This is a genomic window from Streptomyces sp. NPDC050546, assembly GCF_044457425.1.
GTDB lineage: Bacteria > Actinomycetota > Actinomycetes > Streptomycetales > Streptomycetaceae > Streptomyces.
Map to the genome: position 1 here is coordinate 262,536 of NZ_JBITGX010000002.1, position 19,384 is coordinate 281,919.

The window sequence follows — 19,384 nt, forward strand, 5'->3', positions numbered from 1 at the left end:
CCCTTTCTCGAGGTTCACGGAGACCGCCGGGTCGAGGCGCGCAGCCCGTGGTACCAGCCGAGCACTCGCCGCTCGACCAGCCGGAAGACCACCGACAGCAGGAAGCCGAGCAGACCGAGCACGAGGATGCCGGTCCACATGTCCGGGATCGCGAAGCCGCGCTGGAACTGCACGATGGTGAAGCCGAGCCCGTTGCTCGCGGCGAACATCTCACTGATCACCATGAGGATGATGCCGATCGACAGGGCCTGGCGCAGGCCCGCGAAGATCTGCGGGCTCGCCGAGCGCAGGACCAGATGCCTCAGGCGCGCGGTGCCCGTGATGCCGTAGCAGCGTGCCGTCTCGGTCATCACCGGGTCCACCGCCCGCACGCCCTCGACCGTGTTCAGCAGGACCGGCCAGACGCAGCCGCTCGCGATCACCGTGACCTTCATGGTGTCTCCGATGCCCGCGAACAGCATGATGACCGGCACCAGCACCGGCGGCGGCACCGCCCGCAGGAACTCCAGCACCGGCTCGCACACCGCCCGCACCCACCGGTAGGAGCCGATGACCGTGCCGAGCAGCACCCCGACGACGGCCGCCAGCAGGTATCCGCCGGTCAGCCGCAGCACGCTGGGCAGCACGTCCGCCCGCAGCCGCTCGGTCGTCCAGACGTCCGGGAAGGTCTCCAGGATCGTCCGCAGCGGAGGCCAGTACACGTCCGTGCTGCCGGCCGACGCCACCCACCAGACCGTGACCAGCACCGTCGGCAGCGCGACGACGGACACCAGCCGCGACAGTACCCGCCTCACACCGCCACCTCCCCGCGCACCGACTGGTGCCAGGCCAGCGCCCGCCGCTCCACCGTCCGCGCGCCCACGTTGATCAGCAGCCCCAGCAGCCCGGTGACCACGATCAGCGCGTACATCTCCGGCACTGCCTGAGAGGCCTGCGCCACGCCGATGCGCTTGCCCAACCCCGGTGCGCCGATGACGAGTTCGGCGGTGACGGCGAGGATCAGCGCGACGGCCGCCGCGAGGCGCACACCGGTCATGACGTACGGCAGCGCGGTCGGCCACAGCACGTGCCGGATCCGCGCCCAGGTGCCGAGGCCGTACGACCGTGCCGTCTCGTCGGCGACGGGGTCCACGTCCTGCACGCCGTACAGGACCTGGATCAGTACCTGCCAGAAGGACGCGTAGACGACGAGCAGCAGCACCGAGCGCAGTTCGGTGCCGTAGAGCAGGACCGCCAGGGGGATGAGCGCGACGGACGGGATCGGGCGCAGGAACTCGATCGTGGAGGCCGTCACCCGGCGCAGATGCGGCACGACCGAGACGACCACGCCGATCACGACGCCCGCGCAGGACGCGATCGCCAGGCCCAGCGCCCAGCCGGTGAGCGTCTCGCCGAGAGCCGTCCAGAAGGCGGGGTCGGCGACCTCTTCCGCGAGGGCCCCGGCGATGCGGCCGGTGGTCGGGAAGTAGGCCTCCTCGACCAGGCCGAGCCGTGGCACCGCCTCGCCCAGGGAGAGGAAGGCCGCGAGCCCGGCCGCTCCCAGCGCCGCGTTCACGCTCCTCATCCGTTTCCGTCCCTCACGGCAGCAGCTTTTCCACGTCCGGCGGCGACTTGAAGAGGCCGTCCTCGTAGCCGAGCTTCATGAGGTCCACGATGGAGGACCGGTTGGCCTCCGCCGGCCATCTCGGCAGGGTCACCCGGGCCAGCACGTTCGCGGGGATCGTCGTGTACGTCGTCACGATCCGGCGTGCCTCGTCCGGGTGGGAGTCGGCGTAGGCCAGGGATTCGGCCGTGGCGTCCTGGAACTTCTTCACCACCTCCGGGTTCTGCTTCGCGTACCGCGTGGAGGTGAAGTACATCGCCACCGTGAGCTTCGGCGCGACGTCGACCAGCGGTGAGGCGATCACCCGGCCGCCCCCGCTCTTGACGGCGGCCTGAGCGGGCTCGACCACCTGGGCGGCGTCGATCTCGCCGCTGTCGAGAGCGGCGGGCATCTGCTCGAAGCCGAGCTCGACGAACCTGACCTTGTCCGGGTCGCCGCCCGCCTTGCTCACGGAGGCCCGTACGGCCGTCTCGTTGATGTTCTTGAGAGTGTTGATGGCGACCTTCTTGCCCTCGAGCTCCTTCGGTGACTTGATCGCGCTGTCCTTCTTGACCATCAACGCGCTGAAGTCCTTGCCCGCGATACCGGTCGACGCGATGCCGTTGGCGACGGCTTCCACGGGCACGCCGTTGGTCTGAGCGACCATCAGGGAGGTCACATTGCTGAACCCGAACTGGAACTGACCGCTCGCCACCCCCGGCACGATCGCCGCGCCGCCCTGTGCCGTGGTGAACTCCAGCTTCAGGCCCTGCTTCTCGAAGAAGCCCTGCTTCTGGCCGAGGTAGAGCGGTGCCACATCGACGATGGGGATGAGCCCGACCTTGACGGTCCGCACCCCGCCGGACGAGGTGCCCCCGTCCGAGGAGTCACCGCCGTCGGACGAGCCGCACGCCGCCGCGGTGAACAGAACGGACACGGCCGCGAGACGAATGAGGGGACGACGACGCATGACTCCTCCTGTGGGACCGGCTCTGGTGCTCCGACAGGCTGTGCGCAGACAGCACGTTTGTGCTCAGCGAGAACGTAGAGCCGGGCCTGATTCATGGTCAATGCCCTTGCAAGCACGGCTCGTTGACATCACGAGATCCGCACTTCTAGCGTGCGCACAGCGCACGGTCGTACGCCCCGCCGGAGGCCCAGGATGTCCGCTGAAGCCCGCGCACCGCACTTCGTCCGGTCCTTCGAGCGCGGCCTCGCCGTGATCCGCGCCTTCGACTCCGAGCATCAGGCCCTGACCCTGAGCGAGGTCGCGCGTGCCTGCGACCTGACACGCGCCGCCGCTCGTCGTTTCCTGCTCACCCTCGCCGACCTCGGCTACGTCCACACCGACGGCCGCCGCTTCCGCCTCACCCCGCGGGTGCTGGAACTCGGTTACTCCTACCTCTCCAGCTACACACTGCCCCAGATCGCGGAGCCGCATCTGGAGCTGCTCGTCGCACAGGTACGGGAGTCGTCCTCGCTGTGCGTCCTCGACGGCGACGACATCGTGTACGTCGCCCGGGTCCCCACGCGCCGCATCATGACCGCGTCCATCACGGTCGGCACCCGTTTCCCGGCGTACGTGACGTCCGTGGGCCGGGTGATCCTCGCCCATCTGCCGGACGAGGAAGTCGAAAGGCGGCTCGTCCGGGCCGAGTTGAAACCACTCACCGTGCGCACCGTCGCCACGCCGGAGGCCCTGCGGGCGGAGCTGCGCCGCGTCCGCAGGCAGGGCTACGCCGTCGTCGACCAGGAGCTGGAGGAGGGGCTGAGGTCGGTCGCCGCTCCGGTGCGGGACCGGGAAGGCGACGTGGTCGCGGCCGTCAACATCGCGGTGCACGCGGGCCGCAACTCCGTCGACTCGGTGCGCCGCGATCTACTGCCGCACCTGCTGGCGACCGTCGCCCGCATCGAGGCCGACCTGCGGATCACAGGTCCAGCACCAGCCGCCGGCCCCGGCATCGGGACACGCAGATCATCATCGTCTCGCCGCTCTCCCGCTCCTGAGGGGTGAGCACGGAGTCACGGTGCTCCGGGGCGCCGTCGAGGACATCGGTCTCACAGGTCCCGCAGGTGCCCTCGGTGCAGGAGAAGAGCACCTCGACACCGGCCGACCGCACCGTGTCCAGCACGGTGACGCCGGGTGCCACGGCGAGGGTCAGTCCACTCCGCGCCAGCTCGACCTCGAACTCCCCGTCCGCACCGGCCGGCCGCTCCTTGGGCCGGAACCGCTCCACGCGCAGCACTCCGGACGGACAGCGCTCCTCGACCGCGTCCAGCAGCGGCCCGGGACCGCAGCAGTAGACCAGCGTGCCCTCGGGTACCGCGTCCAGCACCGAGGGCAGGTCCAGCAGCCCGGTCTCGTCCTCGGGCGCGAACGTCACCCGGTCGCCGTACCGGGTGAGTTCCTCGCCGAACGCCATGGACCGGCGGGTGCGGCCGCCGTAGAGCAGCGTCCACTCGGCGCCCGACGCCTCGGCCGCCGCCAGCATCGGCAGGATCGGGGTGATGCCGATCCCGCCCGCGACGAACCGGTAACGCGGGGCGGGCTCCAGGCCGAAGTTGTTGCGGGGGCCGCGCACCCGGACCTTGTCGCCCGGCCCCACCCGCTCGTGCACATGGGCCGAGCCGCCCCGCCCGTCCGGTTCGCGCAGCACCGCGATCCGCCAGGCCGACCGGTCCGCGGGGTCGCCGCACAGCGAGTACTGCCGCTCCAGCTCCGGGCCGAGCACGACGTCGATGTGCGCGCCCGGCTCCCACGCCGGGAGCGGTTCGCCCAGTGGGTGGCGCAGGGTGAGGGCCAGCACCCCGTCGGCGGCGAACTCGCGTCCCTCGACGACGAGTTCGGCTTCGTACAGACTCATGAGCTGTTTCCTCGCGGCTCGTCGGTGGAGTGCCCCTGCGGATGGGCGAGCATCCACTCCCACATCTCCACCGGGTCCTGTGCGGTGTGCTCACGGCCGCAGTGGCAGGTGCCGTGCAGGACGTCGGTGCCGGGCAGCCAGTCGATGCGGTAGATCTCGCCGGTCGGACTCGTCACTGGACCTTCTCCACGGGCTTCTCGCCCTGCTCGACCAGCCGGGCGAGGATGCGGCGGGCGGCCAGGCCGCCGGTGTCGATGTTGATGCTGAGTTCCTGGTAGCCGGTGCGCTCGGTGCCCAGCGTCTTCTGCAGCAGGTTGAGCGCGGTGACGTCCTGCATCACGACCGTGTGGTTGTTGCCCCGCAGGAACTCGGTGACCTCGGCGTCGTCCGTCGCCCAGTCGCGCGAGACGGCCCAGAAGTCGTACACCTTGCCGTCGCCGGACGGAGTGATCGCGTAGGTGATCTCCGTGTGGAAGCCGTTCGGGTCGCTGCCGTCCGGCTCGGGCACCACCCCGACGGGGGCTATGCGGCTGTGCAGCAGATACAGGCAGGGAGCGTGGTACTCGATGTCCTGCCAGCGGGTGATCCGGCCCTCGATGCCGGTGGACTTGGCGTAGAACGGCGGGCACTCGGCGTCGTCCATGTGCCGGCTGACCCGGACGATCCCGGCGCCCTCGTCGACCTCCGTGGTGATCGGTGTCTCGGCGACCTCGGGGGTGCCGATGTAACCGCCGTGCAGATACGTCTCGTGGGAGAGGTCGAGGAGGTTGTCGACGAGCAGACCGTAGTCGCAGTCGATGGGCTCCATGCCGCGCACGGTGACCCAGCCGGGGGAGTCCAGGTGCCTGGCCCGGGGAATGGCCCCCGGGTCTGCGAGCGCCGGGTCGCCGATCCACACCCAGATCAGCGAGTCCTGCTCGACGACGGGGTACGAGGCGAGCCGGGCGGTGCGCGGCACCCGTTTCTGCCCCGGCACGTACACGCACGTACCGGTCGTGTCGTAGGTGAACCCGTGGTAGCCGCACACGATCCGGTCGCCGTCGAGGCGGGTCGGGGCCTCGGACAGCGGGTACCGGCGGTGCACGCACCGGTCGTGCAGCACGACCGGCGTGCCGTCCTCCTCGGTCCGGTACAGCACGAGCGTCTCACCGAGGATCGTCCGGCCGAGCAACTCCCGCCCGACCTCGTGACTGTAGGCGGCGACGTACCACTGGTTCCTGGCGAAGGCGGTGGTGTGAGGCATGGATGCGGCTCCCGTCTCTGGGTGGTGGTCGCATCGTCCGGGAGGGCGTCACGGGGGCACAACGCGACTTCCGTCCCACGGAAGAGCGTTGCGAGGCGTCAACATCACGCCCATGGGTTCACTCTTGAGGTGGGTGAACGGGGGCTGTGCGGCGGGACGCTTTCGGTCACGACCGGAGGGCCGGGTGACGCCGAGGAGCGCGTGTGTGGCCGCGGAGATGTACCGACGGCGGAACGCGGTGGAGCGGTGGGGGAAAGCGCGCTCAAACCTGCCGCGCCGGATTGGCCGGACCCGTCCGATCCTAACTTTCGGTGTTCGGTCGAGTGCGCTGCGCTACGAAGCGTTCCTCGCGTGTCCGGGCGGTATATGTGCGGCCGCCCGGCATCGGACCGCACCACAGGAAGGACAATCCATGCAACGCCTCCTGACCCGGCTGTTCCTCGTCCTCGGCATGCTCGGTGCGCTGCTCGGTTCAGCCGTAACCGCCACCACCGCGCACGCGCGCCCCCTGCTCACGACCCACATCGTCAACATCAAGACCGGCGGCAGTCTGCTGCCGCACAACTGGGGCGACGGTTTCCAGGACGGGTGGGTGCACTACGTCTGGGACCGCGGCCAGACCCTCGGAGCCGACCAGTGGGAGTTCGAGCCCGTCACCGGCTCCGTCTACATCATCCGCAACACCAAGACCGGCATGTGTCTCAAGCCGGGTGCCCCCTGGGCCAACAAGCCGCGGGTCACTGAGGGCACCTGCGGAACCGGCCTGGAGTTCCAGTGGCAGGTCATTCCGCGGGCTTTCGACGGCGCGTACAAGATCTACAGTCTCTCCGCCCGCCAGATCATGACCCCGTACTACGGCAACGGCCTCGGGGAAGTCGTCGTTCTCGAGCCGGACAGCAACGCCGAGAAGGTCTGGTGGTCCATCGACGGCCTGTAGGCCTCTCGACCGCTCACCTCGGCGAGCAGCCCCGCCCGACGCGTCTTCGGGCGGGGCTGCTCGTCAACCGCGGTGAGGTCAGTGGGTCGCGCCGGCGGCGACGGCGACGTCCGTGTCGTGGGCCAGCGCGGTCGACAGCACGACGCGCAGGCCCTTGGCCGTGTCCTCCACCGGCAGTGAGGGGACGAAGTGGTTGGCGGCGGCGGGCATCTCCGGGGTGTGCGGGATGTGCACGAAGCCGCCGCGCCGCTGCTTGCCCTCGGTGGCCAGCAGATGCATCAGGCCGTAGAAGACGTGGTTGCACACGAACGTCCCGGCGGTCTGGGAGACCTGGGAGTTCAGTCCGGTCTGCTTCTGGACCTCCGTGACACACCGTTTGATCGGGAGGGTGGAGAAGTAGGCCGCGGGGGCGTCGGGGACGATGGGCTCGTCCACGGGCCTGCGGCCGGCGTTGTCGGGGATGGGGCAGTCGTTGACGTTGATGGCGACGCGCTCGATGGAGATGCCGTTCCGGGGGGAGAGGCCGAGCGACACGACAAGTGCCGGTTCCGCTTCCAGTACGGCCTCGCGCAGCACCTGCAGCGATTTGCCGAAGACACAGGGGAGTTGGACGGCCGTCACCTCCATGCCGTCCGGAGGGTTCTCCTGGAGGAGCTGGGCCGCGGCCCAGGAGGGGTTGTAGGTGTCCGGGCCGAACGGCTCGAATCCTGTCACCAGTACACGGGGCATGTGCACGTCCTTCGCTGTCGGAGTGGCGGGATATCGGGACCGGCCGATGTCGGACAGCCACTCTCCCGATTCGTCCCTCAGTGCGATTGATCCCCATGTGTGTGAGTTTCTTTGCCTGCTTTGCCGCTTGTTCGCCCGACTGGAGGGAGGTTCCGAAATGGATTGCTCCTCCGTGGCCCACTGCGCATTCTGCTGGGATGCGCTTCTCCATCAACATCCCCAACTTCGGTGACTTCGCTGACCCCCGTAATGTCGCGACTGTGGCCGCTGCCGCCGAACAGGCCGGCTGGGACGGGCTCTTCGTCTGGGATCACGTACTGCACCGACAACACCAGGGGCGTCCCTTCGCTGACCCCTGGATGCTGCTGACAGCAGCCGCGCTGGCCACCTCCCGCATCCGAATGGGCACCCTGCTGACGCCGGTCCCCCGATACCGTCCGCAGCAACTCGCCCGCCAGGTGGCCACCCTGGACCACCTCAGCGACGGCAGAGTGATCTTCGCCGCCGGCCTGGGCGGTCCGATCGAGGACGAATACCGCAGCTTCGGCGACACCGCCGAGCCACGTCAGCTCGCCGAGAGGCTGGACGAGGGCCTGGAGCTGTTGACGCGCTTCTGGTCAGGAGAGCCGGTGAACCACCACGGCCGACACTACGAAGCACGGGATGTGACGCTGGTGCCCGCCACCGTACAGCGGCCCTGCCCGCCGGTGTGGATCGGCGGATTCTGGCCACGTCGTGCGCCCATGCGGCGGGCGGCGCGGTGGGACGGCGCGGTGCCGCTGTTCGAGTCGGCCCGGCATGGTCATGTGCCGGACGTCGCCGAAGTGCGGGAACTGGTCGAGTGTGTGCGTAAGTATCGCATGGCCGGCGTCGAGCGCCCCTTCGACGTTGTGCTCGGCGGTGCGACGCCCTCGGACCCGGCCAAGGCCAGGAATGTGATCGGTCCGCTGCGTGACGCCGGCGTCACCTGGTGGGACGAGCGGCAGATCCAGACCGGCGCCGACCTGGACCGTCTGCCTCCGGTACTGCGCCGCATCGAAGCGGGGCCGCCGGCGGTCTGACCGGGACTCGCTGTCGAGGCCATGGCGTTCCCCGTCTGGTGTGGCCGTTGTCGGTGATCGCGAAGTCGCTGCGGGGGAAAGCAGTTTCCGAATCAAAAAGTGAAATCGAAACAGAATTCTGCACTTTGTACTCGCGGAGAATTGCCTTAGGCTGGATGCATGGAAAAGACAAGGACGAAGTTCTACGTAGTGAAACGCGGTGACAATCTCACCAAGATCGCGCGGATGCACCATGTGAGTCTGGATCAGATTCTGAAGTGGAACCCGCAGATCGAGGATCCGGACCTCATCCACCCCGGCGATCGGATTCGTGTGGCCCCGCCCCGGGAATCGGGCGGAGAGGGCGGTGAGTACGAGAGCGAATGACCAAGAAAAGAAAGCCGGTCGGCCCGTATGCGCAGCCGAATGACAGGCCTGCGCAACGGGCCGCCGCAGTCGGGTTTCGCGCGTGTGCGAAAGCGCGGGTTGCCTGTCTCGAAGTGCAACTCGAGTACGAAAGCGCCAGTTCCCGCCCGGAAGAGAGTGCGACACTCATCGAAGGAGGCGGGGTTCGGTAGGTGAATGGCGTTGGGGTGGAGGATGCCGGGTTTATCTCGGAGGTGCAGGTCGCGCCTGTAAAAATGGCTGGTCACGCGTGACGTCACCCGAGATTGATTTCGAATAGCTGTTCTATGCTGCATCGAACCCCCACCTGGTGCTGGACGCCGACTTGGTGGTCTGCCGCGCCAACCGCGCCTACCTCCAGGTCACCGGCAGGAGCCGCGAAGAACTGGCCGGGCGGTACATCATGGAGGCGTTCCCTGGCAGTCCTGGCGCGCCGCAGGTGGCGCGGGACCTCGGCGCCTCACTCCAGCGCGTGCTGAACTCCCGCGAGCCCGACGTAGTGGCCCCGCGGCGCTTCGGCATTCCCGTCGAGGGCCGGCCGGGCGAGGTCGAGGAGCGATGGTGGTGCGGGATGTCCAGCCCTGCCCTGGGGACGGACGGCGCTGTGAAATGGATCGTCGCGCGGGCCGACGACATCGCTGAGCTGATGGACAGGCACCGGGACATCGCCGTGCGCTACCAGCCGGCCTACGGAACGCTCAACGTGTGCGGCCACTGGTACGACGTGGTCGATCTGCCGCCCGACCGCTACTCCATAGCCATCGGCGACGTCCTCGGCCATGGCTTGGAGGCCGCCGCTGCCATGGGCATGCTGTGCAGCGCTCTGAGCGCCGCCATCCGGGCCGTTCCCAGCCCCGCACAGGCCCTGGAGGCACTGGGCCGGTACGCCAGGGCGGTCGACGGCGCGCTGGCCACCACCGTGGCCAAGGTCCTCATCGACCCGCACAGCCGGCTGATCATCTACAGCAACGCCGGCCGCCCACCGCCGATACTGCTCAGTCCGGACGGCAACTGCCGGCTGCTGGACCAGGCCGCCGACCCGCCCCTGGTGCCCGGCCGGAACACGTGCCCCGCCCCCAGGCCGGTCTGTCCCACCTCCCGGGGGACACCCTCGTGCTCTACACCGACGGCCTCATCGAACGCCGAGGCGAGGACATCGACATCGGCCTGGCCCGGCTGACCGACGCTCCGGCCCGGTCCGGCACTCTCCCGGTGGAAGAACTCGCCGACGGACTGCTGCACCACATGGGTGTCTCCGACGGAGGCAGGACGGCATCGCCCTGGTCGTCGTCCGCCTGTGAGGCGATTTCGGCGCAAGCTGTTTCCGAATCAAAAGGTGAAATTGAAACGGAACTCTCGACTTTTCCATGGCGGGTGATTCGCTTAGTGTGGACACATGGAAAAGACAGTAGAGTTCTACATAGTGAAACGTGGCGACACGCTCAGTAAGATCGCGCGGATGCACCGCGTGACGCTGGACCAGATTCTGGAGTGGAACCCCCAGATCACGAATCCGGATCTCATTTACCCCGGACATCGGGTCCGTGTGGCTCCCCCGGAAACGGAGGGCGAGTTCGAACGCTATCCGGGACGCGACTTCTTCCAGTCCTCGGTGAGCAGCCCGGTCATCGAGGCCATGGGCTACCGGCTCATGGACGAGGACTGCGGGGTGTACGCCGACGGGCCCGACTTGCGGTGGAGCGAAGCGGACCGGAAGTCGTACGCGAATTGGCAGTGGAAACTCGGATTCAGGGGCCGGGACGCTGACGGCATACCGGGCAAGAAGTCGTGGGACAGGCTGCACGTACCCGCCGTCTACGAGTGACCGGAACCGCTCCGGGAAGGCCACCGCGGACCGCTTGGCGCGCACGGGCGAAAACCCGGATCGCCTATCTCGAAGCCCAGCTGGAACGCGAACGTGTCAAGCCGTGCTCCGAAGACCGCAAGACGCTCGTCGAGGGAATGCGGGGCCATCTGAAAAAGGCCGGCACGGCTGCCGACGAGGATTTCGGATGGCGGCGTGCCTGGTCCGGATCGGCCGCGCGTGAGGGCGTCTGGTCGAACATACGCAGCGCGGAGGTGATGCTCCTGCAGCTGGTTTCCGACGAGGAAGCCGCCGGACGCGCCAGCGAGGTCATGGCCCTCGTCAAGCGGCATCTGGACATCGACGACCCCCGGCGGGTCAGACTGGGCCAGCGGATCCGGCCCATCATCTCGGGCGACATGAAGCCAGGCGACCGGGATCTCATGACCCGTGCGCTCGACGCCGCGTACAACGCCCTGGACGACGAACTGGCCCGGGTGCGCAGTCTGCGCAACATCCTGTGGACCGCGACGTTCCTCGTGCTGCTCGGCGTGACGGGGCTCGCCCTCTACGGCTGGTTCTCGCCCGGCTCGCTGAGCCTGTGCTTCACGCCGCAGACCGGTTCCGGCGCTTCGGACCGGATCACCGTCGTCTGTCCCACCGCGGAACACCACAACGTCCCGGCGGGCACCGACGCCAGCGGTCTGGCCCAGCCGAGGGACATCCTCACTGTCGAGATCGCCGGGCTCGCCGGCGCCGCGCTCACCGTCATCGCCTCACTGCGCCGCATCCGGGGCACCGATGCCCCCTACATGCTGCCCCTCGCGTCCGCGGTGCTGAAGTTCCCCACGGGCGCGCTGACGGCCTTCCTCGGACTGCTGCTGATCAGGGGCGCCTTCGTCCCCGGGTTGAGCGATCTCGACAGCAGGGCGCAGGTCCTCGGCTGGGCCGCGGCCTTCGGTGCCGCCCAGCACCTGGTGACCCGGCTCGTCGACGACCGCGCCCAGATGACCCTGGCGGAGGTGGGCAGACCGACCGACGCCGCTGCCGACCCGGAGCGGGCGGCCGTCAAGGAGATGGTCGCGGAGGGAGAGCCCGCGGCCCTCGGACCGCCGGCCGCCGACCGGTCCGGCAACGGAGAGTACGAAGGGCCTCTCGAGGGCGCCAGGGAGGGGACGCGCGAGGAGGAGCGGGCGGAGGAGCCCGGCCGGCGGCCCGGGTCCTGACCGGGCCGCCCGCTCACCGCCGCAGCGGCGCGTGAGCCGTCTCCGGCAGTCGCAGGTACACCAGCGACGACAGCAGGCAGAGCACGGCGACGTACCACGGGAACAGCCCCGAGTGCCCCAGCTCCTTGAACAGGGTGCCGACGTACGGAGCCGTGCCGCCGAAGAGGGCCACCGTCAGCGAGTAGGGGAAGCCGATGCCGGCCGCCCGGACCCGGGGCGGGAAGATCTCCGCGTTCACGGCCGCGCTGATCGAGGTGAACCCGGTCAGCAGCACCATGCCCGCGCACTGCACGAGCAGCAGCACGGCGAACGAGTCGCGCAGGCTGTGCAGCAGCGGCACCGAGAGCAGTGCGAAGCCCAGGCCGAAGAAGAGCAGCAGGGGGCGGCGGCCGAAGCGGTCCGAGAGCAGTCCGCCGAGCGGCTGGAGCAGGGCGAAGAAGGCCAGTGAGATCGTGCCCGCGAGCAGCGCGTCCGACTTCGAGAGACCCGCGTTGAGTTCGGCGTACGTCGGGAGGTATGACGTCCACGTGTAATACGCGATGGTGCCGCCCGCCGTGATGCCGCAGATCAGGAGCGACTCGCGCGGGTGCCGGCGCAGCGCCTCGAACAGGCCCGGGCGAGGAGCCTCTCGCTGCTCGGCGCTGCGGGTCTCCTGCGCGCCCCGCCGGATCCAGAAGCCGACCAGGCTCAGCACGGCCCCGAGCACGAACGGGACCCGCCAGCCCCAGCTGTCCATCTGCCCGACGCTCAGCGTGCCCACCAGCAGCGCGGCGATGCCGGAGGCGACGAGCTGCCCCACGGTCGTCGACACGTACTGGAAGCTGGAGAACAGCCCCCGCCGACCCGGGCCCGCCGACTCCACCAGGAAGGTCGTCGAGGCCGCGAACTCGCCGCCCACGGACAGGCCCTGCAACAGCCGGGCCAGGACGAGGACCACCGGAGCCAGCACGCCCACCGAGGCGTAGGTCGGGGTGAGTCCGACCAGCAGGCTGCTGCCGCCCATCAGCAGGATGGTGACCGTGAGCGCGGCCCGCCGCCCGTGCCGGTCCGCGACCGCGCCCATCAGCAGCCCGCCGACCGGCCGCATGAAGAAGCCCACCGCGAACACGGCGAACGTCGACAGCAGCGGCACCAGCGAGTTGTCCGCGCTCTTGGGGAACACCTGGTCGGCGATGAAGGTCGCCAGGAACGTGTAGGCGTACCAGTCGTACCACTCCACGGCGTTGCCCACGGAGGCGGCGAGGAGCTGGCGGACGGGCCGTTTCGTCGGCGGGGAAACCGTCTGCGTCTCTGTCACGCCCCTCACCCTCCCCTGCCAACGCCCAAGCACACCTTCCGTACCGGCGACTTTCACACGAGTGTCACGCGCCCCTTCCTTGGCGTTTGGTGTCCCTGAAACACTCCTTCCGCGCAGATTCCGTCATGTTCCGGCCATCCAGCACCTCAGGATGAGAGGTCTGTCCTTCATGTCCGAAGTAAACCGGCGCCGCTTTCTTCAACTCGCGGGTGCCACCACGGCCTTCAGTGCGCTGTCCGCCAGCATCCAGCGCGCCGCCGCGCTTCCGGCGAACCACCGCACCGGGTCGATCGAGGACGTCGAGCACATCGTCGTCCTGATGCAGGAGAACCGTTCCTTCGACCACTACTTCGGGACTCTGAGAGGCGTCCGCGGCTTCGGCGACCCGCGTCCGGTCACCCTCGACAACGGCAAGCCGGTCTGGCACCAGGAGAAGGACGGCAAGGAGCTCCTGCCGTTCCACCCGGACGCCGACGACCTCGGCATGCAGTTCCTGGAGGGCCTGCCGCACTCCTGGCCCGACGGCCAGCAGGCCTACCGCGGCGGTAAGTACGACCGGTGGGTGCCCGCCAAGGGCACCACGACCATGGCGTACCTGACCCGCGAGGACATCCCCTTCCACTTCGCCCTCGCCGACTCGTTCACCGTCTGCGACGCCTACCACTGCTCGTTCATCGGCTCCACCGACCCGAACCGCTACTACATGTGGTCCGGCTACACGGGCAACGACGGCACCGGCGGCGGCCCGGTCCTCGACAACGCCGAGCTCGGCTACGGCTGGACGACCTATCCCGAGCGCCTGGAGCAGGCCGGCGTCTCCTGGAAGATCTACCAGGACATCGGCGACGGCCTGGACGCCGCGGGCTCCTGGGGCTGGATCGAGGACGCCTACCGAGGCAACTACGGTGACAACTCGCTGCTGTACTTCAACAAGTACCGTGACGCCAAGCCCGGCGACCCCTGGTACGACAAGGCCCGCACCGGCACGAACGCCAAGGCCGGCGACGGCTACTTCGACGTGCTGAAGGCGGACGTCAAGGCGGGCAAGCTGCCCCAGATCTCCTGGATCGCCGCCCCCGAGGCCTTCTCCGAGCACTCCAACTGGCCCTCGAACTACGGCGCCTGGTACATCGCCCAGGTCCTGGACGCCCTCACCTCCAACCCGGAGGTCTGGTCGAAGACCGCCCTGTTCATCACCTACGACGAGAACGACGGCTTCTTCGACCACGTGGTGCCGCCGCTGCCGCCCAAGGACGCCTCCCGCGGCCTGTCCACCGTCGACGTCTCCCTCGACCTCTTCCCGGGTGACAGCAAGAAGACGGCCGGCCCCTACGGCCTCGGCCCCCGGGTCCCGATGCTGGTCGTCTCGCCGTGGAGCAAGGGCGGCTACGTCTGCTCCGAGACCCTCGACCACACCTCGATCCTGCGGTTCATGGAACGCCGCTTCGAGGTACGCGAGCCCAACATCTCGCCCTGGCGCCGAGCCGTCTGCGGTGATCTGACGGCCGCGTTCGACTTCTCCCGCAAGGACGCGCGGCCGGTCCCGCTGCCCGGCACCGACGAGTACGAGCCGCAGGACCGCGAACGCCACCCCGACTACAAGCCGGCCCCGCCCGCCGACCCGCGCATGCCCCGGCAGGAACGCGGACTGCGCCGTACCCGGCCGCTGAAGTACGCCCCGCACGTGGACGCCTCGGTCGACGCCGCTGCCGGGAAGCTCACCCTGGCCTTCGCCTCCGGGCGGAAGGCCGGCGCCGCCTTCCATATCACGTCCGGCAACCGCGCCGACGGCCCCTGGATGTACACCACCGAGGCCGGCAAGACGCTCTCGGACACCTGGAACTCGGCGTACTCGGCGGGCTCCTACGACCTGACCGTGCACGGCCCGAACGGCTTTGTGCGGGTCTTCAAGGGGTCGAACAAGAAGGCCGGCTGCGAGGTCACCGCACGCCACACCGGTGACGACGTGGAACTGACCTTCACCAACAAGGGCTCCGGCACGGCACGGCTGAAGCTCTCCGACCGTTACGGCGCCAAGCCCTCGACCGTCACCGTCCGCCCGGGCGCGACGGTACGGCGGACCGTCGACCTCGACCGCGGCCGCCGCTGGTACGACCTGACCGTCACCGTCGAGGGCGACGCGGCGTTCCTGCGGCGGTTCGCGGGGCACGTCGAGAACGGCCGGCCGGGGGTGAGCGACCCGGCGATCATCACCGGGTAGCCGGGAAGAGGTGCCCCGGATCGTGCGGCCGGGGCACCAACGCCGGTTCCGCCGTGGCCGAGCCGGGTTCCAGGGCCAGGACGGCGGCCACCGGGTGGTCGTCGTCCACCGGATGGCCGTCGTCCACCGGAACGCCGGGGTCAACGGGCGCCGCCCTGCTGAGCAGCACCACGCCCCAAGACGCCAGGCCGGCCCCGACGAGGGCGAGCAGCACCCCTGCCGGGCCGCCCTGGAGGCGTTCGCCCAGCAGCGACAGCCCGATCACCGCGGCGGCCAGCGGGTTGGCCAGGGTCACCATCGCGAGCGGGGCGCCCAGACCGCCCCGGTACGCCACTTGCGACAGCAGCAGCCCGCCGGCCGCGAAGGCCGCCACGAGCAGCGCCACCCCGACGACCTGGACGCTCAGCAGCGGCCCCGACCGGTCCGTCGCGGCCACCGTCACGGTCTGGGTGAGGGCCGAGGCGACTCCCGACGCGATGCCGGACGCGGTCGCGTGCCGCAGCCCGGGGCGGGCGCCCGGCCGGGACAGCACCCCGATGAGGGCGGCGGTGGCACCGGCCACCGCCAGCGCCTCGGGAACGCTCAGCACATCGTCGGGCGCCGGTCCGGACGCCGTGACCAGGATCGCGCCCAGGCCGAGCAGTGTCAGCGCGGTGCCCTTCCACTCGACCGTGCTCACCCGCCGCCCCGCGAGCCGTGCCCCCATGGGCACCGCCGCGACCAGGGTGAGCGCGCCGAGCGGCTGGACCACGGTCAGCGGCCCGTACCTCAGGGCCACGACGTGCAGCAGCGCGGCCGCCGCGTTCAGTCCGACCGACGACCACCAGGCGCCGCTGCCGAGCAGCCGCAGCACGCCCGAGCCGGGGGAGCGGGAGGCGAGCCGCTCCTGGGCGACGGCCGCTGCCGCGTAGGCGACGGCGGAGACGAGGGACAGGGCGACGGCGACGGCGACGGCGTTCATCGGCCGGCTCCCGCGAGTGCCTGCTCCTCGGATCGAGCCTGCGCCGGAACGAGCTTGCCCTGCGCGCGGCCCGCCGTGGTCGCCGTGCGGTGCGGTGCCTGGACCACCGCGAGCGCGAGACCGAGCAGGGCCGTCGCCACGATCGCGTCCAGCCAGTAGTGGTTCGCGGTGCCGACGATCACCAGCAGCGTCAGCAGCGGATGCAGCAGCCAGAGCAGGCGCCACCGCGACCGGGTCGCGACGATCAGGCCGATCGCCACCATCAGGGCCCAGCCGAGGTGCAGCGACGGCATCGCGGCGAACTGGTTCGACAGGGAGTCGGTTGCGGGATCGCCGTAGACCGAAGGGCCGTACACGCGGGCCGTGTCCACCAGGCCGGTCGCGGCCAGCATCCGGGGCGGGGCGAGCGGGAAGAGCAGGTGCAGCGCCAGCGCGGCGGCGGTGACGGCGGCCAGGACCCGGCGGGCCCAGACGTAGTGGGCCGGGCGGCGCAGATAGAGCCAGACCAGGAAGGCGACGGTGGCCGGGAAGTGGACGGCCGCGTAGTAGGTGTTCGCGACATGCGCCAGACCGTCGCCGTGCAGCAGCAGGGACTGCACCGCGCCCTCGCCGGGCAGCTGGACCGCTCGCTCGAAGTCCCACACGCGCTGTGCGTTGTGGAAGGCCTCGCCGGTGTGGCCCGTGGCCAGCTGCCGGCCGAGCTTGTAGACGAGGAAGAGCCCCGCGACGAGCAGGAGCTCCCGGACGAGCGGCGGTCGGGCTATGACGTGCGGCGGTCGCGCTGTCGCGTCGGACTCCGCCGGCGCAGGCTCGGTGCGGGCATTCATCCCCCGGCCCCTTCGGTGACGGTGGTGCTGTTATCGGTACGAGTGCGTACCGATACGCCAGTGTACCGATACGGTCGCGTTCCGGTACACTGGCGTATCGATAGACGTAGAACACACTGCCGGCCGGAATTTTCCGGCCGCCCGAGGGAAGCCAGGAGCACGGCCATGACGTCGCAGGCTGCGGACGACCGACCCGAGCCGGTCGGTGCCACACGCCGCTCCAAGATCACGCCGGAGCGTGAGCAGGAGTTCTTCGACGCCGTGCTGGAGCAGCTCCGCGAGTGCGGCTACGACTCCGTCACCATGGAGGGGATCGCCGCCAGCACCCGCTGCAGCAAGTCCACGCTCTACCGTCAGTGGAAGACCAAGCCCCAGTTCGTCGCGGCGGCGCTGCGCTCCCACCGGCGGACGCGCTGCATCGACACCGGCTCGCTCGCGGACGACCTGCGCGAGGCCGCCCGGGCGGCGGGGGAGTTGTCGGGCCGGGACACCCAGCTCCTCCAGGCGCTCGCCCACGCGGCCCCCCAGGACGCGGAGCTGCAGCGGGCGTTGCGCGAGGCGCTGATCGAACCGGAGATCGCCGCGCTGAAGGAGATCATCCGGCGCGGCGTCGAGAGGGGAGAGGTGCCCGCCGATCATCCGGCGCTGGAATACATCCCGGCGCAGATGTTCGGCGTCCTGCGGGTGCGGCCCGTCCTGGAGGGCGAGTGGGCGGACCCGGACTACCTGGTCCGGTTCGTGGAGGCCGCCGTGCTGCCGGCCCTGGGCCTGAGATGAGACCCGGGCCGCCGTCCGTCGGATGACAGGACGGCGACCCGACCGCGCCGACCCGTGGGGACGGGGGCGGCGCGCACCCCCCGGCCGGGTGGGGTTCCCCTGTGAGCGGCGGGGGCGCCCCACCCGGCCGACCGGTGACGGGCCGGGCGGTCGTTCCCTTGTGCTCCTGGTCAGACGTCCTGGCCGTTGCCGCTGCCCGTCGACACCTTGATGCCCTTGGTGATGTCGTCCAGGACGGACTCCTTCTGGTCGGCGTCCACGCCGAACCGGACGACGACCATCTGCTTCGCGTTCGAGGGGGAGGGGAACGCGAGTGACTCCACGATGCCGTCGGCGCCCTTGGTGGTGACGGCCTTCCAGCGGACGAGGTAGCCCTTCTGTCCGGCCACGGTCACCGCCTTGGCGGCCAGTACGTCGTGCGAGGTGATCCCGCCGTAGGACTTGCCGCCGTAGGACTCCTCGGCGTTGGCGGAGATGTCCGCTTTGGCGATCTCCTCGGCGGTGCTGCCCTTGGTGCCGAGGGCCAGGGCCGGTGCGGAGTAGGCTCCGCCCTTCGTGCAGGTCGAGGAGGTGTCGCCGGGGCACTTGTAGGAGTCGTCGGACGTGAGCTGCGCGCCGACCGTGATCTCCTGGCCGTACCAGCCCTCCGGGATCGGCATGCTGATCCCGCTGACCGCGTCGGTCACCGACCCGCTCCTGATCTTCGGCGGCTCGGACTGCTCGGGAGACGGACTCTGACCGCCGGACCCGCCGGACCCGCCGGACCCGCCGGACCCGCCGGACCCGCCGGATCCTCCGGAGCCACCACTGCCTCCGGATCCCCCAGACCCGCCCGGCCCGCCGAACGGCCCGCCCTGGCCGCCGGGTGCGCCCGGTCCGCCAGGCCCCTGCGAGGTGGCCGAACCGCCGCCCGAGCCGCCGTTGTCGGTCAGCGCGTACACCCCGACCCCGATGCTCGCGAGAACAACGACGGCCGCCGCGACGGCAATCCCGATCCGCAGCCGGCTTCCCCGGGAGGCTGGGGGTGCGGCGGGGTAGCCGGGGTATGCGTCGGCGCTCGGGTGTCCGGGGGCGTTCGGGTAGTGGGCCGGCCCTGGGGGTTGTCCGGGGGTACCTGGGTATCCGGGGGCGCCTGGGTATATGGCGCCGAAGGGCTCGGGGGTGCCCGGGTGTCCGAGGGAGCTCGGGTATTCGATGGTGCCCGAGTCCCCGGCAGCGCCCGCGGCGCCCGGGTACGTCGTAGCCGCAGGCTCCGGCGCGGTGGGTTCGCTCGTGGCGGCCGAACCGGCGTTCTCGCGCGGGTCTCCCGCAGAAGCCGAACCCTCCTCGGCCGCCGGAGGCGTCGGTGGCTGGGCCGGACGGATGCGGGCCGTCCAGGCCTTGCCGTCCCACCAGCGTTCGGTGGCGGGCCCGTCACTCTTCTGTCCGGGGTCCGGGTACCACCCGGAAGGAGTCTCCTGCGTCATGCCCC

The 19,384-nt window shown here is 70.1% G+C and carries 19 protein-coding genes and 1 pseudogene; 9 read left to right on the plus strand and 11 right to left on the minus strand.

Annotated elements, in window-relative coordinates:
• Positions 1–14: 14 nt before the first annotated feature.
• Genes ACIBK5_RS05945 through ACIBK5_RS05955 form a run of 3 tightly spaced genes read right to left on the minus strand, consistent with a single transcriptional unit; the run spans position 15 to position 2,552 of the window.
• On the minus strand, positions 15–794 hold the full coding sequence (locus ACIBK5_RS05945) for an ABC transporter permease (protein ID WP_399016655.1): 780 nt from the start codon (positions 792–794) through the stop codon (positions 15–17).
• Positions 791–1,564 carry an ABC transporter permease gene (locus ACIBK5_RS05950; RefSeq protein WP_399016657.1) on the minus strand — a complete coding sequence of 258 codons (774 nt, stop codon included), beginning with the start codon at positions 1,562–1,564 and terminating at the stop codon, positions 791–793. The genes ACIBK5_RS05945 and ACIBK5_RS05950 overlap by 4 nt, the downstream gene beginning before the upstream one ends.
• Before the next feature lie 13 nt (positions 1,565–1,577).
• Positions 1,578–2,552, minus strand: coding sequence for an ABC transporter substrate-binding protein (locus tag ACIBK5_RS05955; RefSeq protein WP_399016659.1), 975 nt, complete (start codon positions 2,550–2,552; stop codon positions 1,578–1,580).
• A 192-nt stretch (positions 2,553–2,744) separates the two neighbouring features.
• Here ACIBK5_RS05955 and ACIBK5_RS05960 point away from each other — a divergent pair, with 192 nt between their 5' ends.
• The gene (locus ACIBK5_RS05960) at positions 2,745–3,596 is read left to right on the plus strand and encodes an IclR family transcriptional regulator C-terminal domain-containing protein (RefSeq protein WP_399016661.1); all 852 of its coding nucleotides are present in this window, start codon (positions 2,745–2,747) and stop codon (positions 3,594–3,596) included.
• Here the strand turns inward: ACIBK5_RS05960 and ACIBK5_RS05965 are convergent.
• Genes ACIBK5_RS05965 through ACIBK5_RS05975 form a run of 3 tightly spaced genes read right to left on the minus strand, consistent with a single transcriptional unit; the run spans position 3,511 to position 5,689 of the window.
• Positions 3,511–4,446 carry a PDR/VanB family oxidoreductase gene (locus ACIBK5_RS05965; protein ID WP_399016662.1) on the minus strand — a complete coding sequence of 312 codons (936 nt, stop codon included), beginning with the start codon at positions 4,444–4,446 and terminating at the stop codon, positions 3,511–3,513. The two genes, ACIBK5_RS05960 and ACIBK5_RS05965, sit on opposite strands and share 86 nt — an antisense overlap.
• Positions 4,443–4,622: a hypothetical protein gene (locus tag ACIBK5_RS05970; protein ID WP_399016664.1), complete on the minus strand. Its 180-nt coding sequence runs from the start codon at positions 4,620–4,622 to the stop codon at positions 4,443–4,445. Before ACIBK5_RS05970 ends, ACIBK5_RS05965 begins: the two co-directional genes overlap by 4 nt.
• Positions 4,619–5,689 carry a Rieske 2Fe-2S domain-containing protein gene (locus ACIBK5_RS05975; RefSeq protein ID WP_399016666.1) on the minus strand — a complete coding sequence of 357 codons (1,071 nt, stop codon included), beginning with the start codon at positions 5,687–5,689 and terminating at the stop codon, positions 4,619–4,621. The genes ACIBK5_RS05970 and ACIBK5_RS05975 overlap by 4 nt, the downstream gene beginning before the upstream one ends.
• Positions 5,690–6,101: 412 nt before the next feature.
• Here ACIBK5_RS05975 and ACIBK5_RS05980 point away from each other — a divergent pair, with 412 nt between their 5' ends.
• The gene (locus tag ACIBK5_RS05980) at positions 6,102–6,626 is read left to right on the plus strand and encodes an RICIN domain-containing protein (protein WP_399016668.1); all 525 of its coding nucleotides are present in this window, start codon (positions 6,102–6,104) and stop codon (positions 6,624–6,626) included.
• Positions 6,627–6,704: 78 nt separating this feature from the next.
• Here the strand turns inward: ACIBK5_RS05980 and pcp are convergent, their stop codons facing one another.
• Positions 6,705–7,355, minus strand: coding sequence for a pyroglutamyl-peptidase I (gene pcp, locus ACIBK5_RS05985; RefSeq protein ID WP_399016669.1), 651 nt, complete (start codon positions 7,353–7,355; stop codon positions 6,705–6,707).
• A gap of 197 nt (positions 7,356–7,552) precedes the next feature.
• Between pcp and ACIBK5_RS05990 the strand changes: the two genes are divergently transcribed.
• The 5 genes and pseudogenes from ACIBK5_RS05990 (at position 7,553) to ACIBK5_RS06010 (ending at position 11,830) form a co-directional block, all read left to right on the plus strand.
• Entirely contained in the window at positions 7,553–8,416 is an 864-nt protein-coding gene (locus ACIBK5_RS05990) for an LLM class flavin-dependent oxidoreductase (RefSeq protein ID WP_399016671.1), read from the plus strand.
• A gap of 159 nt (positions 8,417–8,575) precedes the next feature.
• A complete protein-coding gene (locus tag ACIBK5_RS05995) occupies positions 8,576–8,782 on the plus strand; it encodes a LysM peptidoglycan-binding domain-containing protein (RefSeq protein WP_399016673.1) in 207 nt (68 codons plus the stop codon).
• A 298-nt stretch (positions 8,783–9,080) separates the two neighbouring features.
• Positions 9,081–10,101: pseudogene (locus tag ACIBK5_RS06000) on the plus strand (SpoIIE family protein phosphatase).
• A 95-nt stretch (positions 10,102–10,196) separates the two neighbouring features.
• Positions 10,197–10,625 (plus strand): peptidoglycan-binding protein, encoded by a 429-nt coding sequence (locus tag ACIBK5_RS06005; protein WP_399016674.1) that lies wholly within the window; start codon positions 10,197–10,199, stop codon positions 10,623–10,625.
• Complete coding sequence (locus tag ACIBK5_RS06010; protein ID WP_399016676.1) at positions 10,622–11,830, plus strand: hypothetical protein; 1,209 nt, start codon at positions 10,622–10,624, stop codon at positions 11,828–11,830. The genes ACIBK5_RS06005 and ACIBK5_RS06010 overlap by 4 nt, the downstream gene beginning before the upstream one ends.
• Before the next feature lie 13 nt (positions 11,831–11,843).
• Here ACIBK5_RS06010 and ACIBK5_RS06015 read toward each other — a convergent pair whose 3' ends face one another.
• Positions 11,844–13,127: an MFS transporter gene (locus ACIBK5_RS06015; protein WP_399016678.1), complete on the minus strand. Its 1,284-nt coding sequence runs from the start codon at positions 13,125–13,127 to the stop codon at positions 11,844–11,846.
• A gap of 169 nt (positions 13,128–13,296) precedes the next feature.
• On the opposite strand from ACIBK5_RS06015, the gene ACIBK5_RS06020 reads away from it, so the two are divergent.
• Positions 13,297–15,348 (plus strand): phosphocholine-specific phospholipase C, encoded by a 2,052-nt coding sequence (locus ACIBK5_RS06020; RefSeq protein ID WP_399016679.1) that lies wholly within the window; start codon positions 13,297–13,299, stop codon positions 15,346–15,348.
• On the opposite strand, the gene ACIBK5_RS06025 is transcribed toward ACIBK5_RS06020, so the two are convergent.
• Together ACIBK5_RS06025 and ACIBK5_RS06030 are read right to left on the minus strand one after the other, a co-directional pair.
• On the minus strand, positions 15,338–16,309 hold the full coding sequence (locus ACIBK5_RS06025) for a hypothetical protein (protein WP_399016681.1): 972 nt from the start codon (positions 16,307–16,309) through the stop codon (positions 15,338–15,340). The two genes, ACIBK5_RS06020 and ACIBK5_RS06025, sit on opposite strands and share 11 nt — an antisense overlap.
• Complete coding sequence (locus ACIBK5_RS06030) at positions 16,306–17,136, minus strand: phosphatase PAP2 family protein (protein ID WP_399016683.1); 831 nt, start codon at positions 17,134–17,136, stop codon at positions 16,306–16,308. The genes ACIBK5_RS06025 and ACIBK5_RS06030 overlap by 4 nt, the downstream gene beginning before the upstream one ends.
• A 165-nt stretch (positions 17,137–17,301) precedes the next feature.
• Here ACIBK5_RS06030 and ACIBK5_RS06035 point away from each other — a divergent pair, with 165 nt between their 5' ends.
• Positions 17,302–17,913, plus strand: coding sequence for a TetR/AcrR family transcriptional regulator C-terminal ligand-binding domain-containing protein (locus tag ACIBK5_RS06035; protein ID WP_391098665.1), 612 nt, complete (start codon positions 17,302–17,304; stop codon positions 17,911–17,913).
• 170 nt (positions 17,914–18,083) lie between these two features.
• Here ACIBK5_RS06035 and ACIBK5_RS06040 read toward each other — a convergent pair whose 3' ends face one another.
• Positions 18,084–19,379 carry a DUF2510 domain-containing protein gene (locus tag ACIBK5_RS06040; RefSeq protein WP_399016685.1) on the minus strand — a complete coding sequence of 432 codons (1,296 nt, stop codon included), beginning with the start codon at positions 19,377–19,379 and terminating at the stop codon, positions 18,084–18,086.
• Between the last annotated feature and the right edge of the window lie 5 nt (positions 19,380–19,384).

Bases quoted from the DNA above. Each gene is read 5' to 3' on its own strand.
- ACIBK5_RS05975 (WP_399016666.1), bottom strand. From the start codon at position 5,689: ATGCCTCACACCACCGCCTTCGCCAGGAACCAGTGGTACGTCGCCGCC.
- ACIBK5_RS06005 (WP_399016674.1), top strand. From the start codon at position 10,197: ATGGAAAAGACAGTAGAGTTCTACATAGTGAAACGTGGCGACACGCTC.
- ACIBK5_RS06040 (WP_399016685.1), bottom strand. From the start codon at position 19,379: ATGACGCAGGAGACTCCTTCCGGGTGGTACCCGGACCCCGGACAGAAG.
- ACIBK5_RS05955 (WP_399016659.1), bottom strand. From the start codon at position 2,552: ATGCGTCGTCGTCCCCTCATTCGTCTCGCGGCCGTGTCCGTTCTGTTC.
- ACIBK5_RS06020 (WP_399016679.1), top strand. From the start codon at position 13,297: ATGTCCGAAGTAAACCGGCGCCGCTTTCTTCAACTCGCGGGTGCCACC.
- ACIBK5_RS05980 (WP_399016668.1), top strand. From the start codon at position 6,102: ATGCAACGCCTCCTGACCCGGCTGTTCCTCGTCCTCGGCATGCTCGGT.
- ACIBK5_RS05965 (WP_399016662.1), bottom strand. From the start codon at position 4,446: ATGAGTCTGTACGAAGCCGAACTCGTCGTCGAGGGACGCGAGTTCGCC.
- ACIBK5_RS05950 (WP_399016657.1), bottom strand. From the start codon at position 1,564: ATGAGGAGCGTGAACGCGGCGCTGGGAGCGGCCGGGCTCGCGGCCTTC.
- ACIBK5_RS05995 (WP_399016673.1), top strand. From the start codon at position 8,576: ATGGAAAAGACAAGGACGAAGTTCTACGTAGTGAAACGCGGTGACAAT.
- ACIBK5_RS06035 (WP_391098665.1), top strand. From the start codon at position 17,302: ATGACGTCGCAGGCTGCGGACGACCGACCCGAGCCGGTCGGTGCCACA.
- ACIBK5_RS06030 (WP_399016683.1), bottom strand. From the start codon at position 17,136: ATGAATGCCCGCACCGAGCCTGCGCCGGCGGAGTCCGACGCGACAGCG.
- ACIBK5_RS05990 (WP_399016671.1), top strand. From the start codon at position 7,553: ATGCGCTTCTCCATCAACATCCCCAACTTCGGTGACTTCGCTGACCCC.
- pcp (WP_399016669.1), bottom strand. From the start codon at position 7,355: ATGCCCCGTGTACTGGTGACAGGATTCGAGCCGTTCGGCCCGGACACC.
- ACIBK5_RS06025 (WP_399016681.1), bottom strand. From the start codon at position 16,309: ATGAACGCCGTCGCCGTCGCCGTCGCCCTGTCCCTCGTCTCCGCCGTC.
- ACIBK5_RS05960 (WP_399016661.1), top strand. From the start codon at position 2,745: ATGTCCGCTGAAGCCCGCGCACCGCACTTCGTCCGGTCCTTCGAGCGC.